The organism is Streptomyces anthophorae (genome assembly GCF_049310305.1).
In the GTDB taxonomy this organism is placed as follows: domain Bacteria; phylum Actinomycetota; class Actinomycetes; order Streptomycetales; family Streptomycetaceae; genus Streptomyces.
Genome location: NZ_JBLWQQ010000001.1, coordinates 1,682,995 through 1,699,632 on the forward strand (window position 1 = coordinate 1,682,995; position 16,638 = coordinate 1,699,632).

Annotated in this window: 11 protein-coding genes and 4 pseudogenes; 9 read left to right on the top strand and 6 right to left on the bottom strand. The window is 69.5% G+C overall.

What is annotated here, in order from left to right; genetic code table 11:
• Nucleotides 1-87: 87 nt before the first annotated feature.
• The gene (locus ACNYS0_RS07585) at nucleotides 88-228 is read right to left on the bottom strand and encodes a hypothetical protein (RefSeq protein ID WP_422471901.1); all 141 of its coding nucleotides are present in this window, start codon (nucleotides 226-228) and stop codon (nucleotides 88-90) included.
• A gap of 599 nt (nucleotides 229-827) precedes the next feature.
• Here ACNYS0_RS07585 and ACNYS0_RS07590 point away from each other — a divergent pair.
• Nucleotides 828-1,484 (top strand): hypothetical protein, encoded by a 657-nt coding sequence (locus ACNYS0_RS07590; protein WP_422482920.1) that lies wholly within the window; start codon nucleotides 828-830, stop codon nucleotides 1,482-1,484.
• 75 nt (nucleotides 1,485-1,559) lie between these two features.
• Here ACNYS0_RS07590 and ACNYS0_RS07595 read toward each other — a convergent pair.
• Nucleotides 1,560-2,021: pseudogene (locus tag ACNYS0_RS07595) on the bottom strand (IS701 family transposase); the annotation flags it as partial.
• Nucleotides 2,022-2,710: 689 nt separating this feature from the next.
• Between ACNYS0_RS07595 and ACNYS0_RS07600 the strand changes: the two are divergent.
• Nucleotides 2,711-4,849, top strand: coding sequence for an ATP-binding protein (locus ACNYS0_RS07600; protein ID WP_422471902.1), 2,139 nt, complete (start codon nucleotides 2,711-2,713; stop codon nucleotides 4,847-4,849).
• Between the two features lie 51 nt (nucleotides 4,850-4,900).
• Here the strand turns inward: ACNYS0_RS07600 and ACNYS0_RS07605 are convergent.
• Nucleotides 4,901-5,410 (bottom strand): annotated as a pseudogene (locus ACNYS0_RS07605) (winged helix-turn-helix domain-containing protein); the annotation flags it as partial.
• 357 nt (nucleotides 5,411-5,767) lie between these two features.
• Between ACNYS0_RS07605 and ACNYS0_RS07610 the strand changes: the two are divergent.
• Both ACNYS0_RS07610 and ACNYS0_RS07615 read left to right on the top strand, forming a co-directional pair.
• Nucleotides 5,768-6,154, top strand: a complete 387-nt coding sequence (locus ACNYS0_RS07610; protein WP_422471903.1) for an STAS domain-containing protein — start codon at nucleotides 5,768-5,770, stop codon at nucleotides 6,152-6,154.
• Between the two features lie 709 nt (nucleotides 6,155-6,863).
• On the top strand, nucleotides 6,864-7,151 hold the full coding sequence (locus tag ACNYS0_RS07615; RefSeq protein ID WP_422471904.1) for an integrase core domain-containing protein: 288 nt from the start codon (nucleotides 6,864-6,866) through the stop codon (nucleotides 7,149-7,151).
• Between the two features lie 319 nt (nucleotides 7,152-7,470).
• Here the strand turns inward: ACNYS0_RS07615 and ACNYS0_RS07620 are convergent, their stop codons facing one another.
• A complete protein-coding gene (locus tag ACNYS0_RS07620) occupies nucleotides 7,471-7,989 on the bottom strand; it encodes a DUF2231 domain-containing protein (protein ID WP_422471905.1) in 519 nt (172 codons plus the stop codon).
• Between the two features lie 231 nt (nucleotides 7,990-8,220).
• Here ACNYS0_RS07620 and ACNYS0_RS07625 point away from each other — a divergent pair, with 231 nt between their 5' ends.
• On the top strand, nucleotides 8,221-10,554 hold the full coding sequence (locus ACNYS0_RS07625; RefSeq protein WP_422471906.1) for a heavy metal translocating P-type ATPase: 2,334 nt from the start codon (nucleotides 8,221-8,223) through the stop codon (nucleotides 10,552-10,554).
• Between the two features lie 123 nt (nucleotides 10,555-10,677).
• Nucleotides 10,678-12,362, top strand: a pseudogene (locus ACNYS0_RS07630) (sensor histidine kinase).
• On the opposite strand, the pseudogene ACNYS0_RS07635 reads toward ACNYS0_RS07630, so the two are convergent.
• Nucleotides 12,295-12,861, bottom strand: a pseudogene (locus tag ACNYS0_RS07635) (helix-turn-helix domain-containing protein); the annotation flags it as partial. The pseudogenes ACNYS0_RS07630 and ACNYS0_RS07635 overlap by 68 nt on opposite strands.
• A 326-nt stretch (nucleotides 12,862-13,187) precedes the next feature.
• On the opposite strand from ACNYS0_RS07635, the gene ACNYS0_RS07640 reads away from it, so the two are divergent.
• From ACNYS0_RS07640 to ACNYS0_RS07650, 3 genes are all read left to right on the top strand, one after another.
• A complete protein-coding gene (locus tag ACNYS0_RS07640; protein ID WP_422471907.1) occupies nucleotides 13,188-14,150 on the top strand; it encodes an MEDS domain-containing protein in 963 nt (320 codons plus the stop codon).
• Between the two features lies 1 nt (nucleotide 14,151).
• Nucleotides 14,152-14,625, top strand: a complete 474-nt coding sequence (locus tag ACNYS0_RS07645) for an ATP-binding protein (protein WP_422471908.1) — start codon at nucleotides 14,152-14,154, stop codon at nucleotides 14,623-14,625.
• Between the two features lie 981 nt (nucleotides 14,626-15,606).
• Nucleotides 15,607-15,987, top strand: a complete 381-nt coding sequence (locus ACNYS0_RS07650) for a hypothetical protein (protein ID WP_422471909.1) — start codon at nucleotides 15,607-15,609, stop codon at nucleotides 15,985-15,987.
• A gap of 108 nt (nucleotides 15,988-16,095) precedes the next feature.
• Here the strand turns inward: ACNYS0_RS07650 and ACNYS0_RS07655 are convergent, their stop codons facing one another.
• The gene (locus ACNYS0_RS07655) at nucleotides 16,096-16,551 is read right to left on the bottom strand and encodes a hypothetical protein (RefSeq protein ID WP_422471910.1); all 456 of its coding nucleotides are present in this window, start codon (nucleotides 16,549-16,551) and stop codon (nucleotides 16,096-16,098) included.
• Between the last annotated feature and the right edge of the window lie 87 nt (nucleotides 16,552-16,638).

Genomic DNA, 16,638 nt, shown 5'->3' on the forward strand with positions numbered 1-16,638 from the left:
ACCTCCCCCTGCCCCTGTCCCCGGACGCCCCTCGCGCCGATGTGCCAGATCGAAAGTGTGCCACCACGGCTTCCAGCCCGTCCGCCGTCAGCTCCCGGCGTCGTCCGAGAGGCGGCGGGATGTCTCGACGACCCGCTCCAGGGCGGCGACATGGCTCTCCAGCGCTCCCCGGCCCGCATCGTTCGGGCTCACCCAGGTGCGCGGCCGCTTGCCGACGTACCCCCTCAAGTGCGGCCACTGAGAGCACTTCCCGCGGTGTGCCGCTCACGTGTCGCCACCGAGGACAGCGCACGCTGCATCCGTCGCCCGAAGAGGATCAGCGCACCCCCCCAGCACAACGCCCGTCGCCGTCCGCCAGTACGACGCGTGCACGCCGAGGTGCGGGGGGGGCAGGGCGAGCGCGATGCCCGAGCACCGCCGAGCCAGGGCGGGTGTTCAGCATGACGACGTAGACGACGGTCAGCGCCGCGAACACGGGGTGACCCAGCCCGTGACGCCGGAACCGAAGAAGTCCGCTGCGGCGAGCATCACGAAGATCGCGACGCCGAACACCGCGTCCCCCAGCGCGCCGCACCGGCGCCGTCGTGGGCCTGGGCGCGGCGCTGCTCGATGCTCCGGAGCGCCTTGTCCCCTCGGCGGCCTCCTGAGCTGTGGGCTCGTGAGGCTCGGACATGGGGCCATCCACTCATTGCCCTGACAGAACCTTTTCCCTTAGGGGAAACCACTTTTCCGGCATCAGCCCGTCAAGAGCGGACTCCGGGTCGCACCGAGTACGGCACTGCTCTGGACGCCCCGGACACACCACGAGACGGTTGGAAGTGACCTAAGTGGACGCAGAGTTGGGGGAAGCCGTGTTGACAGGTCCGGAAGCTTCAGCAGTGGCGAAAGCCGGAACCGGCATCGTGCAGGGCATCAAAAGCACCCTCGCTCCTCCGGAAAGAAGCTGGCCCGACGCACGCGAAGGCCTGATGGAGCTGTTCGTCATCCTCGACGACTGGTGCAAGAGCGCGGAAGTGACCAACGCATACGCTCGCCAGGTGCTCGAAGCGCGGCGGATCGGATTCGAGGGGCCGGTCCGCATGGCAGGGCCGGTCCTTGCCCAAACGACGACACCGGGCATGTTCTCGGCTGGTTACATCGAGATCACCACGGCGGACATCGACCTTGTGGTCGATCCTGCGGTTCCTTGGTGGACGCGATGGCGGCGTTCGCGGAATCGGGCCGCCTCTCGACGCACCCTCCGCAGCATGCTGCGCATCTACTGCCCTGACCTGTTGGGCGCATTCGAAGAAGCCGTGTCGAACCGTGCGACCTGGATCACCGAGCACAGGGGCCGGTTTCTGTCCCGACTCGGGGAGGCTCCCGTGGCGGACGTCGAGACGGCGGTCGATCGCCTGGAGGAGACCTTGCGCGACCTGCAAGCAGCCCACGCCCTCCTCCACACATTCATTCTTGAGAACTACCCCCGACTGGCGACCGCCTAGTAGTGCTTCGTGAGGTTCTGGCTTTGGTGAGTGGTTGGCCGCAGGTGGCTCAGATGCCGGTCCAGCACCGCAGGAGGTCCCGCAGGGTGTTGAGGGCGTGGTAGAAGCTGAGGCTTCGGTCGGGGCTTTGGGGTCGTACCGTCGCAGGGTGAGGAAGCCCTGGGCGGCGGTGACGAGGGTGACGTGGTGGTGCCGTCCGCGCCAGGTGCGGCCCTCGAAGTGGTCCAGGCCCAGGCCGTGTTTGAGTTCGCGGTAGTCGTGCTCGCTGCGCCGGCGCAGCGTCGCGAAGCGCACCAGGTCGGCCATCGGTGTGGTGACGGGCAGGTTGCTCATCCAGTAGCCGGTCGGCCCGCTGGGACCGTCGCCCTGTTCGACCAGCAGGGTCCGCAGGGGCAGCACGCCGTCCCAGCGCGCCCGTCCGCCGACCTGTTCCTGGGCGGTGCGGCGGGCGATTCCGCCCGCGGGCCGGACCTGGAGGACAGCGAAGCGGGAGGTCAGCGGGCCCTTGCTGCCGCGCCGCCAGGTCACCTGCTCGAACGGTGTAGTGGCATCGATCAAGTCCCTCAGGGGCCGGGCGTCTTCGCGATAGCAGGGCCTGCATGTTCCCGTCTGGCAGACGGTAGGCCATCGGCTGGATCGACTTGCGCCGCCAGTCCAGCATCAGCCCGCGCAGATAGCACTCGCCCCGCCCCGCTGGTCCGCGCGCGGCACCGACGCGAACACATCCGCAACGAAGAGTTCCAGCCCGCAGACAGTTCACTTCATGTGCGCCCACACACCCAAACATGCTCCTGATCAGACCCAACGACCAGACCTGACGAAGCACCACTGGGCCGTTTCGTTCGGATCATCTGATCGCTGGTCCGGTGTGGCGTTGACTGACGCGCAGTGCGCGGGTTGAGTCGTTACTCCCGGACCGAACACCGAAACGGGGCGGCCGGTGGCGAGACCATCGCGAGGTGATGGTCCTTCTCGGTCCGGCAGTGACGTCGGGCCCCCTTGCGGTCCGTGCGTCGTGCATGTCGGCCATGACCGAATTACCACTCGGTCTGTCCGCTTCCTTGCACGGCATGACCGCCTCCTTACTGCGCCAACATCCGCCATCACCTGCTCTTGGGCACTTTCGTCCTTCCGCTGATGCTTCGTGCGGTGCCTCGGGAGACTCCTCCCCGGAACAGGCCCGTGGCATGAACCACGGGGCCGGATCGAATTGGCGTGAGACGGTCATGAAGACGACGAAGCTGCACCAGGGGATCGGGAATCTGCCCGCTGAGACGACGCGGCTGGTCGGCCGCGGGCCGGAGCTCGCGCAGGTACGGGAGGCGTGCGGGCGGGGGCGGCTGGTGACCCTGACCGGCGTCGGCGGGGTCGGCAAGACCCGCCTGGCCCTCGAGGCGGCGCGCGCGATGCAGCCCCGGTTCCGGGACGGGGCCTGGCTGGTGGAGCTGTCACCGCTGCGGCAGGACACGCTGCTGGCACACGCCATCGCCGAGGCCCTGCCCCTGGCCGACCAGACGACCCGCCCCATGATCGACGTACTCGCCGGCTACCTCGCCGACCGCGAACTGCTGCTGGTCCTGGACACCTGCGAGCACCTGATCGATGGCTGCGCCCTGACCGTTGAGCTGCTGCTGGCGGCCGCGCCGGGATTGCACGTGCTGGTCACCAGCCGCCTCCCGCTGGGCCTGCCCGCAGAACGGGTGCTGACGATCGACCCACTGCCGCTGCCCGAGGGCGACGGCTGCTACGACGACACGGCGGCGTGGCAGTCCGACGCGGTGGTCCTGCTGAGCGAGCGGGCCGCCGAGGCCGCCCCCGGGGCCGCGGTCACCGACGCCGACCGGGCAGATCTGATACGCCTGTGCCGACGCCTTGACGGGCTTCCCCTGGCCATCGAACTCGCCGCGGCACGGCTGGGCGAGCTGTCCGTGACCGAGCTGACCGCACGGCTGGAAGACCGCTTCGCCGTCCTGGGCACCACCGAAGAGGTGGTGCCCGACGCCGACCCTCCCTGGCACCAGGCCCTGCGCACGGCAATCGGCTGGAGCCACGAACTGTGCACCCCGCACGAACGGCTGCTGTGGGCACGACTGTCAGTGTTCGCGGGCGGTTTCGACGCGGAGACGGCCCGCCGGGTGTGTGCGGACGAGCGGCTGCCCGACGAGACGATCCCGGCCCTGCTGTCCCGGCTGACCGCGCATTCCCTCCTGACCCGGCAGCGGACCGGGGACGGTGAGCGCTACGGAATGCTGGACACCATCCGCGAGTACGGCGCGGGCTGGCTGCGCGGCCTGGGCGAGGAACGCACCCTGTGCCACCGGCACCGGGACTACTTCCATGCACTGTCCCATCGCGCGGATGCCGCCTGGATGGGGGCCGGCCAGATTGCCTGGCGCGACCGGATGACCACCGAGCACGACAACCTCCGCGCAGCACTGGACTTCTGCCTCGCCGAGGAAGACGGGCACACCGCGCTGGAGATCGGCGGGGCACTGTGGTTCCTCTGGATCGCCTGCGGCTTCATCCGGGAAGGCCGCCACTACCTGGAGCGGGCCCTGGCGATCGACACCGAAGCCGGACCGGCCCGAGCCAAGGCCCTGTGGGCCTGCGGGTGCGCCGCCTCCATCCAGGGTGACGACGAGGCCCGCCGCCGCCTCACCGCCGCCTTCAGGCAGGCCGTGGCCGAGGACACCGACGAGACCGCTCCTATCGCAGCCATCTGCCTTGAGGGCATCGGCCTGACCGAGAGCGGTCGCCAATTACGGGCGGCCGAGGTGCTCGACGCGGTACCGAACCTGCCGCCGCCAGAAGGGCGTTACGGCGGGGCGTGGTTCATGGCACTGGGCAGCCGGGCCTTCGTCCACTTCCACCTCGGGCAGTTCGACCGGGCCGCGGCCGTCGCCGACGAGCTGTGCGCCGAATGCGACCGGCGCGGCGAGATCTGGTGCCGCGCGTGGGGCGACTACCTGCGCGCCCTCGCCGCGCTGGGAGTGGGACGCACGGAAGAGGCCGCGATCCATGCCCGCACCGCTCTCGACTGCAAGCATCGTCTTCACGACCGCATCGGCATCGCCATGGCCATCGACCTGCTCGCCACCACGGCCATCGCCACCGGGCACGCCGAGCGGGCCGCCCGGCTCCTCGGCACCGCCGAGCAGGCCTGGCACACCCTCGGCCCGCCCCAGAAGGGCATGCCCGAACTCATCGCCGCCCGTGAAGCGTGCGAACAGCAGGCCCGCCGCCTCATCGGCGACGACGCCTACCAGGCCGCCTTCCACACCGGCTACGACACCGACACGGCCACCGGCGTCACCTACGCCCTCAACCCACCCGGCACCGACCCGCCGTACTCTCCGTCCGGCTGACCCTGTGCAGCTTGCGCCTCACGGCGTGAGTGATCTGGCCGGGGTCGGCCGCGGCGAGGTGACCTGGATACGGGCGCGGACGATCAGGGCGCGGAGGTCACGCTGGCCGAAGCCCTTCGGCGAGTCCTTGCGGCCTCGGTACTCGCGGATTGCGTAGTAGCCGGGACCGCTGGCCCGGCTTGCGGCAGGCCATACCCGCCATCGATACGCGTCCCGAGCCCCGGCCCCTCACCCTCACGACCGGGGTCCGGCCGATCCGGCCCCAGGCCCTGGCGCACGGCGGAGTCATCGACTGCCCGGCCTCGCTCTCACAGACGATCCAGGCGCCGCGCTCCGCCGCGGTGCTCTTGTCCTCGGCCAGGCCTTCTTCTTCCAGACCTCAACCGCGTCGTCATCGGGCTCGATCGCGCGTCTGGTGGGCTGCTGCCAACTCCAGCCGTGCCGCTTCAGCAGCCGCCAGGTGTCCTCGACTGTGCAGGAGACGTGGAAGAGCCGGCCGATCAGCGTCCTGATCCGTGCCAGGGGCCACCGCTGGTCCGCCCAGCCGTGAACCAGCGGACCCGACCGGCCGGCCCGCGTCGCCGCCGTCCGCCTCAGCGGCACTGCACGGTCCACAACACCCTGGACAGTCCGCCGAAGAGCACCATTGAGACCGGCTGACGAACAGGCCGGTCCGCTCGGCCCGATACGAGGGCCGAGCGGCGCTACTCCGCCCTCTCGTGCGCACGTAAAGTGGGGCCTCCCCTGGCAGGCCACGCCAGTTGCACCCCTCAACCACGTTACACAGTCGAGAGGTTGACGCGGCACCCGCAACGGGTATGCCAGGGGCATCAATGCAGCCCCACCCCGGACCCCGGTGGACGCCGCGCATGCCCGTCGATGCACGGGCACCGCGCGCCACACCACTGCGAGGAAGCCATGTCCGAGGACTCCGTCACCTTCGGTCTGAGAATCCACCTGGGACGCGCTGTGCCGATAGTCGAGGTGTGGGGCGAACTCGACATCCTCACCGCCCATGAGGTACCGGACCGGATGCTCCCCCTGCTTCCCGAGGGGTGTCACTCCGTCGTCCTCGACCTGCGCGCTGTGACGTTCATGGACTGCGGCGCCCTGTCGATGCTCGTGCGCCTCCAGCACCGTTTCAGGACACGGCACGGGCGGCAGACCTTGGTCCTCGACAACCCGTTCCAGCTGCGCGTACTCCGGCTGACCCGACTCGACGAGGTCCTCGACATCGCGGCCGACCTCGACATCGCACTCGCCCGGCACAACGGCGCCACGCCGATACGTGACGTCTCCGCGTAGGCGGGCGGAGGAGCACATGAACACGATCGCCGCCACCGTCAGCGGATTCCTCGTCACCTGACCGGCCCGCAGCTTCGCGTCCGCCGTCCTGGATCTGAACAAGGACGCCGCCGAGGCCCTGGGACACCATCATTGTCCTGAACCTCAACGGCCTGTTCTACCTCTGTAGACGAAGTCGTTTGCGTTGGAGTTCGGCCCCAAGGTCTTCACCGTTAACGCCCCCCGCCGGGCTTCGTGGACACGCGGATGCTGCGTGGTTCGGCGTAGCGGGGCCTGTTGGGGAACGCGGTGGACGACATCGCGAAGGTGACTCCGGTGCGGCGGGCCGGTCGGGCGGCAGGACATCGAGGCGACGTGCTCGTTCCTGGTGTCGGAGGTGGCCGGGTATGTGACGGGGCAGGTGACTGACAGCGACGCGGGACCGCAACTCCTGACGGGTTCTCCCCCAGGACACATGCGCGGGAAGCAGTGTGCCCGGCGCCTGTCCAAGGCGCCCCGCCGGGCCCATAATGTCGGCACGTGCCGAAGAGGGATGGGCATGAACGACGGGGGAGAGAGCACCGAGGGGACCGCCTTCCGGATGGTCCCGGCAAGTTCCTGACCGCGCAAGCCGACGGCATCGTGGCATCCGGCGGCCTCGTGGGCGGTGCAGCAGGCCCGAAACGCCACCCTCAGCCTCGGCGAACGCGACCGGCCACCGTGGTTCCTGATGCGCGATCGGGATACGAAGTACACCGCCGTCTTTGACGCCGTCTTCCAAACCGAGGAGGCCGAGGTGCTGCTCAGCACACCCCGCGCGCCACGGATGAACGCGCACTGCGAGCGAGTGATCGACACCGTCCGCCGCGAAGCCCTCGACCACTCCCTGATCCTTACCGAGGCCCGCGCCACACGGATACTGGCCGAGTTCACCCGGCGCTACCACACGCATCGGCCGCACCGTGCCCGGCACCAGCGACCTCCCGAGGCCACCGAGCCGCCCCGAACGACGAACTGACGGCAGCCGGATTCGCCCTCCAGGAGCGGCGCCCCTTCGAGATCCGTCTCGGCCGCGCCCAGGCGGGGCCGGCCCTGAACGACTACGCCCAAATCTGCCTGGCCAAGCTGCGCTCCCACGCCACTGACGCCCTCGACGCGGACGACCTGGCCGCCTGGGAAGCCCTGTTGAACGCGGCCGCTCAGTATCTCGCGCCGTGACGATCTGAGCGTGCGGACCACCCGCACCACGCGAGCGCCCCGGCGAACAGCGCGTGTCGGCGGGCCGGTCGGTGCCCCTTGCTCAAAGTCACGGGGCACCCCGCTGCCGCCGTACGTGCTCAGTCGGCGTCCTTGTCGCCGCCCGACACAGTCTTGGAGAAGCCGTCATGCCATGCCGCCTTCGCCCCCGAATCGCCGATGCGGTACACGTCCACAGCGGCTCCCACGGCCACGACGAGTGACAGGACCGCGACCACGATGCGCAGCACAGCCATGGGCCGTCGGGTGCCTTGCGAGCTGTCGTCCCCGGACGCGGCAGTACGACGGGCTGCCCACCAGACGAGGACCGTCAGGACGAACAGGCCCCCGACCCAGGGCAACAGACCATCGCCGAGGGCGGCGTGCCGGCGCACCAGCGCATCACTGTCGACGTGTTCCTCCAGCCACTCCCCGGCCCCCGTGGCCAGCGGAACGCTCGCGAGCGTGACCAGGGCCAGCGCCGGCAGCACCACGCCCATGCGCTGTGCCGCACGCGGCCAGATCGCGCAGACCGTGAGTGCCAGCGCGGTGAGCGGAACGAGCACGACGACGAAGTGCACGATCAAAACATGCGCGGGCAGGCCGTTGATCAGGCCCATGAGAGTTCCTCCAGCAGGTCGGTCGCACGCGATGTGTCAAAGAGCCATGCCAAGCCTGGCACCGGAAGTTCTCAGCTTCCTCTGAGCGCCCACGTCGGCCGTACCGTTGCCGCCGGACCCACCCCATGGCGGAAGCGAGGCCGGTCGTCCCCTGGTTCCCGCTCCGCTACCGCGATGTGATGGAGGCAGACCGCCCCGACGGTGGTCGCCCTGGAGGGACGGAGGTACGCCGTGGTCCATCCCGCCCCCACGGCAGCACGGCCGCGCCGTCTGCTTGCCGCCTTTGCAACTCCACGACTGGAAACGGTCCTTCTGGCCGTGACGACGGCAGCCCTGATCGCCGGCGGCGTCGCCCGGTTCACGAGCGCCACTGATCTCGCGGAACTCTTCTGGGCTCTGGGCACCGTGTCCGCCGTCATTCCTGCGGTGGGATGGGTGCTGGCCGCCCTGCGTCGCGGACACGCGGGCGTCGACCTCATCGCTGTCCTGGCCCTCGGTGGCACTCTGGCCGTGGGCGAGTACCTGGCTGGTGCCCTGATCGCACTCATGCTCGCCACCGGGCGCACTTTGGAAGCCGTCGCCCAGCGGCGGGCCTCCCACGATCTGCGTACTCTGCTCGAACATGCCCCACGCTCCGCACATCGCCGCACCGCCACCGGAACGGCCACAGTGCCCCTGGGCGACGTCTCCCGCGACGACCTGCTGGTCGTCCGCCCGGGTGAGGTCGTGCCCGTCGACGGCCGTGTGGAGAGTGCCGCCGCCGTCCTCGACGAGTCGGTACTCACCGGTGAACCCCTCCAGGTCGAGCGGGTCCGGGACGAGAGTGTGCCCAGCGGTGTGGTCAACGCGGGTGGTGCCTTCGAACTGCGCGCCACCGCCACCGAGCAGGACAGCACTTACGCCGGCATCGTGCGCCTGGCCCAGCAGACCGGCGCCGAGACAGCACCGGTCGTGCGGTTGGCCGACCGCTATGCGGCTTGGTTCCTCCCCCTGTCCCTCGTGGTGGCGGGGTTGGCCTGGCTGATCAGCGGCCACGCGGTTCGCGCGGTCGCCGTCCTGGTCGTCGCCACCCCCTGCCCCCTGCTGCTGGCCGCCCCGATCGCCATCGTCTCCGGCCTCTCGCGCGCCTCCCGCCTCGGCGTGGTCATCCGCGACGGAGGCGCGCTGGAGAACCTCGGCCGCGCTCGCACCCTCCTGCTGGACAAGACCGGCACTCTCACCCGCGGCCGCCCCCGCGTTCTCGACGTGGTCGCGGTCCCCGGCCTGAAGCCTGCGGAGGTGCTGCGCCTGGCGGCCTCGCTCGACCAGTACTCGCCGCACGTTCTGGCCCAGGCCATCGTCGACACCGCCCGGGAACGCCAGTTGGAGCTGTCGGTTCCGACAGATGTCACCGAGGAACCCGGCCAGGGCGCCATCGGCACCGTGGACGGACACCATGTCTGCATCGGTCGCCTGGGCCGCGCGGCCGCACGCCCCGCCTGGGCCGGGGCGATGGAGAACCGCGCCCTTCTCGACGGCGCGGCTGTCGCCTGGCTCACCGTCGACGGACAGCCGGCCGGGGCCGTCCTGCTGCGCGACCCTCTGCGGCACGATGCCCCACGCGCCCTGCGCCACCTGCGCTCGTGCGGCATCGAGCGGGTGCTGATGCTGACCGGTGACCGCGCCGCACCGGCTCGCGAAGTCGCCGCCGTGCTCGGTCTCGACGACGTACGAGCCGAACTCACGCCGGCCGACAAGGTCGCTGCCGTGCGGGCCGAACGCGAACACGCCGTCACCGCGATGGTCGGCGACGGGGTCAACGACGCGCCCGCCCTCGCCGCGGCCGACATCGGCGTCGCCATGGGCGCCCGCGGCTCCACCGCCTCCTCCGAAGCCGCCGACATCGTCCTGACCACCGACCGCGTCGACCGCCTCGCCGACGCCGTCGCCATCGCCCAACGCGCCCGCCGCATCGCCGTCCAAAGCGCCCTCGGCGGCCTACTGATGTCCCTGGCCGCCATGGCCGCGGCTGCCGTCGGCCTGCTCCCGCCCGCCGTCGGCGCGCTGCTCCAGGAAGGAATCGACGTCGCCGTCATCCTCAACGCCCTGCGCGCCCTGCACGTCGGCCAAGCCACACATCCCACCCTCACCCCTGCCGCCGAGGCCCTCATCCACCGTTTCGCCGCCGAACACGACGACCTCCAGGACGTCCTCGACTCCGTGCGCGACGCCGCCGACCGCCTCTGCGACACCACCGCCTCCGAGGCGCTGGCCGCCGTCGAGGAAACCCACCGCCTGCTCAGCGAACGACTCCTGCCCCACGAATACGCCGAAGAACACCATCTCTACCCCGCACTCGCCCCCTCCCTCGGCGGCCCCGAAGCCACCGCCACCATGAGCCGCGCCCACACGGAGATCGAACGTCTCTCCCGCCGCATCGCCACCCACCTCCAACTCGCCGACACCAACGGGGGGCTGGCCCCCGAACAACTCGACGACCTGCGCTCATGCCTCTACGGCCTGAACACCGTCCTGCGTCTGCACTTCACCCAGGAGGAAGAGAACTATTTTTCCCTCGCGCCGTAGAACGACAGCCGGCCGCATGCCCGCGCTCCTTGAGGACCGGCGGGTGGCTGTCGGCCGGGCAGGCACGCTGCTCGTCGGCTTCGCGCTGGCGGGGGCGGCCGCCCCGGCTCATCCACGCCCCAACTGCGCCTGAACACGCTCCTGGAGGAGCTGCAGGAACAGGTCCAGCGGGTGCGGGCCACCCAGAACCGGGTGCACACCCTCCTCGACGCGGTCCTGGCCATCGGCAGCGACCTGGATCTCGACGTGGTCCTCCACCGCATCGTCGAGTCCGCGATCCACGTGGTGGACTGCCGCTACGGGGCGCTCGGCATCGTCGGAGAAGAAGGCGGCATCAAGCAGTTCATCACCGTCGGCATCGACGACGAGACCATCGCGCGCATCGGGCACTACCCTCGTGGTGAGGGCATTCTCGGCCTGCTGATCCGCGACCCGCGCCCGCTGCGCCTCCCCGTCCTCAGCGACCACCCGGACTCGGTCGGCTTTCCCGCCGGGCACCCGCCGATGACGACGTTCCTCGGCACTCCCGTGCAGGTCCGCGACCAGGTCTTCGGCAACCTGTACCTGACCGAGAAGAGCGGCGGCCGGCAGTTCGACGAGGACGACGAGGCGATACTGCGCACACTGGGCGCGGGGCCGGCATGGCGATCGACAACGCGCGCCTGTACGACGACGCCAGGCGCCGCGAACGCTGGCTGTCGGCCAGCAGCGAGCTCACCCGCACCCTCCTGTCCGGAGCGGACCCCGGCGAGGTACTGCACTCGTTCACCGCCACCATCCGGGAGCTCGCCGCCGCCGACCTCGTCACCCTCGCCGTTCCGGTGAGCGACACCGGGGACCTCGTCGTCGAGGCAGCGGCAGGCGTCGACGCCGAGCAGCAGGAGGGCCTGGCCCTGCCCGGCGGAACGCGCCTGTTCGCCAAGGTGTTCAGCTCGGGAGAGACCATCGTCAGCCCGGCCCTCGCCGACGACACACGGGCCGACTCGGAGCGCGCGGCGACGCCACGCCTCGCATCCGCGTTCCTGGTCCCCCTCCGCACACCGGACCGGATACGTGGCGTCCTCCAGGTCGCCCACCTGCCGGGCCGCCAGACATTCCCCGACGCCACCATCGCCATGATCAGCGGCTTCGCCGACCATGCCGCGCTCGCCCTGGAGATCGCCGAACACCGCCGCGAGGCAGAGCAGTTGCTCGTCCTCAACGACCGCGACCGAATCGCCCGCGACCTGCACGACCTGGCCATCCAGCGGCTGTTCGCGAGCGGCCTCAGCCTACAGTCCGTCCTCAACCGCCTCACGGACCAACCTGACACCGCCCAGCGCGTACGGCGCGTGGTGGAGGACCTCGACGACACGATCAAGGTCGTCCGCTCCACCATCTACGCGCTGCGCGAGGCGGACCAGTCCGACACGGCCTCTCTCCGCGCGCGCCTGGTCACCCAGGTCAACCGGGCAGCGGAGACGCTGGGCTTCACCCCTTCGCTGCGCATGAGCGGGCTGCTCGACACCGCCGTCCCCGACCAGCACGCCGAGCACCTGCTGGCCGTGCTCCACGAGGCACTTTCCAACATCGCACGACATGCCGAAGCCACTGCGGTGGAGATCTCGGCAGACGCGACGAGCGGCCGGCTGCGGCTCCGGGTCACTGACAACGGCCGCGGCTTGGCCCCCTCAGTCACACGCCGCAGCGGCCTGGCCAATATGAGCTCACGCGCGGGAAGCCTTGGCGGCACCTGCACCGTCACTCCGGGCAGCCCGTCCGGGGTGGCCCTCGACTGGGCCGTCCCGCTGCACGCCGCTCCCGAATGACCGTGGCAGGCCGGTTGGGCCTCGGTTTCCCGGGCGGGTCGCGTGCGCTGACACGAGTGGAGCATGCTGCAAGGCCTGTCTCGCGCACGGCAATGCCGAGATACAGAAGGGGCCGGCGGCCGTCCCGGACTCGGGCCGGAACGGCCCTGGGCGCGCACAGCCCCAGGGCGGACTCGGGGGAGGCAGCCCATCCGCTCGATCGGATGGGAGGTTCCGCGTGACCGGCATGCTGTAACGGCGGCATCCGGCTTGCCAGCCCGACCTGCGCGAGTGGATCGAATCGGGGCTCGGTGGTCTCCCCGCACAACGGGCCGCGAACCGGGACTGGTTGGCTGCGACGCGTCGAGCGCCGCCGCGCTGCTTCCACCTGCGGCCAGGCCGCCTTCCTCCAGCCAGTGGCCTGCTCCTCATCGCGTTCGACGGCACGCCTGGCCGGCACCTGGCAGGAGAACACGTGCCGGATCAGCAGCTTGCGCACCCTTTGCAGGGTGTAGCTCTCGTAAAACCGGCGGCAGGCTCTTGGCCAACTCCCCCGCCAACTGGGCGAACCGGGGTCTCACTCAGCCTCGGAGGCGCCGGCCGACCGCAGGGCCCGCGTGGCGCGCTTGTCCCAGGTCCTGCGCCACCGCCACCCTGCGCGTACCTCATAACAACGGAGTACCGCGACGACCACGTTCTGTCCGCAACTACGACAGCCGGGGTTTTCGGCACCCGCAATCCGGCGCGTCGGCCCGACAGTGCCCGTCCCCAGTCAGCACAGCCCCCGTTCACGACAGAGCCTGACCAACACTCTTCAGAGTCGGCCGCCCGGGGCCAATAGAGGACATGCGCAAAGAACCCCAGCGGCAGGCCGTAGCGTCGCTGTTGCCAGCCGTTATATCCCTATCGGCCCTGGAGCCCGCATTGCCCACCATGTACTCGTCGCCACCTCGCGTCCTCCCTGTCGAGCTGATGCGCCCCGGCGACCACGCCTTTGTCAGTTACGACGATGACGAAGCACGGTGGGAAGTGCTTGCCGCATTCGTCCAGGAGGGGCTCCGCCGTGGCGAGAAGGTTTCGGTCCTGGCCGATCCCAAGCTGTCCGAGGAAGAGATTCGCGCACGGATCACCACCGACACGACGGACTGGGCGACCCGCAACGACCCGGCCCAACTCAAGTACACGAGCATGCGTGAACTCATCGCCCCGCACACCGAGTTCACCGCGCAGCGCCAGGTGAGCCGACTGTGGGAAGAGACCCGGCGCGCCGGACTCGAGGGCTACAGCGGCCTCCGGACGGTGATCGACATGGGCTGGGTGCAGGACCTCGGGACGGATGTCACGGCGGTCGTCCACCGCGAGACGCACGCCGACGCCCTCTTCAAGAACCGCCGATACGCGGAGATCTGCGCCTACGACCGACGACGCTTCGCCCCGGCGGTCATCGAGGCGATGCGCCAGGGACATCCGGTGTCCCTGGTAGAGCGTCTCGGCGGCCTCTCGTGCGTCCATGGCGTTACCGCGTTGCGGATGGCCGGGGACGCGGATCTGGTCAACCGCGCACCGTTCACCGACGCCGTACGCACGTGCCTGACGACCAATGCCGCCGCCCCACGGGTGCTGCTGGACCTGACAGATCTGTGCTTCCTGGATGTCGGATGCGCGACCGGCCTGCTCCGGATGATCGCCTCCGGTTCGGGCCGCACCCATGTGGAGATCCATTGCAGCGCATTCCACGCATCGCTGCTGCGACGCCTTGGCGCGGATGCCGTCGAACAGCTGGCTCTGGTCGAGACGGCGAGGTCCTGATATGGACGACCGACCGCTGCTGACAGGCCGCGCCCTTGTGAACATCGAGTTCACCGAGGAGGATCTGAAGAAGGTACGGCATTCCGTGAATGACTGCGCTTTCCGTTGCGGCGTGGCCGAGCCCCGCCGCAACGAAGTCGTACTGGCCGTTCACGAACTCGCCTGCAACGCCATCGTGCACGGCGGTGGCCGCGGCCGATTGCGGGTCGTCCAGGAAGGGTGCGTTCTGCACTGCCAAGTCTCCGACGAGGGGCCGGGCATGCAGGACAACCTGCTCCCTCATCGTCCTTTTGACGCCCTGGACGAGAACGGGCGAGGCCTGTGGATCTGCCAGGAACTCAGCGATGACATGGAGATCAGCACCGATGCCACCGGCAGCACGGTGACACTGGCCGTGCGACTCCACAACAACGACACGCGACGCCGCCCCCCGGACGGCCCCCAGCAAGCCAGCCGGCCTTGTCGGGCCGAGTGAACCGACCCGTCCCCCATGGCTGAAAGCCCACGATGTTCGGGGCGTTCGTGTTGGCGGTGCGAGCGTTGGGCAAGTGCCGGGTGACCCCCGCCGGAAATCGCAGAGAACATCGGCGAGGGCCACCTGCGAGGCAGCGCGGCTCCCCTCCGCGCACACCTCGTGCTCTCCGCCCGGCGGCATGCACCCAGGGAGCGATCCGGACTTCGCCCCGAGGGCCGCGTCCGCGGCGGAGCGCCGGAGTCGCATATATGTCGGCGGTGCGGCTCCGGCCGACTTCAGGTCGGCATGACCCGGGGGCTGGGGGTCCACGAGCGCATGAGCTACCCCGCGCACCGCAACACAAACATGCTGTCATATGCCGCTTGTTGACGTGTCACCTGGTAGATATATGCGTCCACAGCGCGTCATTGACGTATCGCATATGCCAGCGATTGGCACTGCGGTTACCGGGGGGGGGGACCGGTAGAAGTCCCCACCGTCCGCCCGCGTTCGACGATGCCGTCAGACCGCCCGCCTTCCCTCGTAGAGTGCGGCCCACTGCGGCTGCCATGAACTGGATCATCGGCAGTAGCGTTCCTCGTACAAATATCGCGAGTGCGGCTTCGATCATTGGGCGAGCGGGATTCATGGGTCGCCCGACACTGCCGTGCTCAGCGCATCCCGGCCACCGTGCGGGCGCAGATTAGGCCGAATGACCCTCGACGCCGTCCGATGGGCGGCCTAGCCTCCCCCAACACGCCCTGGACCCCGGCGCATCAATGTGGGCGTGCAGACCGCAGAGGCGTCGTACTGGCCCCGCCCCTGCGGTCTGCGCCCGGCCTGTACCACCCCGTCGACGCATGGGGAGGCGTCATGGGAAACGCGATCAGGGTGGGAGCTCTGCCCCGCACCCTAAACAGCGGTCACCAACAGCAAGCCCCGACAACCCCATCGTTTTCACTGACACTGGAAACACGACGCCATACAGGCAGCAATCAGGTCGTGGGCGATACGACCGGCGCAGCCCTCGCCACGGCGGGCGCCCCGATGTGGCTGGCCAAGCACCTGGAAGACGCGGCCCGCGTCGCAGCCCACTACGTCGTCGGTCACAGCATGGCTGCCAGCTATCGCCTCCACGTCACGGTCGATCGCTACACCATCACCGTGGCCGTCACCGACTACGACGACCAGCCCATGACCAAAACGCCGGCCTGGCTACCGGTCAACCATGACAACACCCTTCAACCGGCCCGGCCCGAGCCCGACGCCGATCCACTCACGCCCCACCCGGAGGCGAGCGACGGACTGAGCCTGCACCGCACTCCGGACGGCCACATGTGCCTGAGCGTCCAGGCCCCTTGGCCCCAGCCGACGGGCAGGTAACCCGACGTCCCGGATTCGCCTCCCCCCTCTCAATGGCGCTCCGGGAACAGTGCCTGGCCGGCCGAAGAGGAGAGGGAAACCGGCCAGGCACCAAGACTCCGCCCAGGATCAAAACACCGCTTCGAAGTGCTCACCTCCGTACAGCGATTCGTACTGGATCGCTATACGCAAGCCGCGCGCCAGCGGCTCGGCCAGCGGGAGCGCCACGCTCACCAGGTACTCTTTGCAGCCCACCTCGATGACCGAGCCGTCGATGAAGATGTTCGTGAGGAACGGGATCCCCGCCTTCCGCTGAATCGTCTCCGCCGTGCGCCGGTTCCAGCTCCCTTCCTCCTCGCCTTTCCAGCTCACCCGAGACCCGAGAACCACGGCCGGACCCAACCCGGAGTTGACGAAAAGGATCCCCGATGGCTCTTTGGTGTCGGTGTAGTAGCGCAGTTCCAGAGCCGGCCTCAAGGAGCGCCGGTAATGATCCCGGTCCAGGTACCCCTGCCACGTAGCGACGATGAGCGTGGCGAAAGCAATGACAACCGCGCAGATCGCGGTGACGGTATCGGCCCTCATGGTTCCCCCCGGTTGTTACTGGTCTTCCGTAACTGTCTCGCCAGGGGGCCGCACCGGTTACCCCACTCGCGAATCGATCCCGGCCAC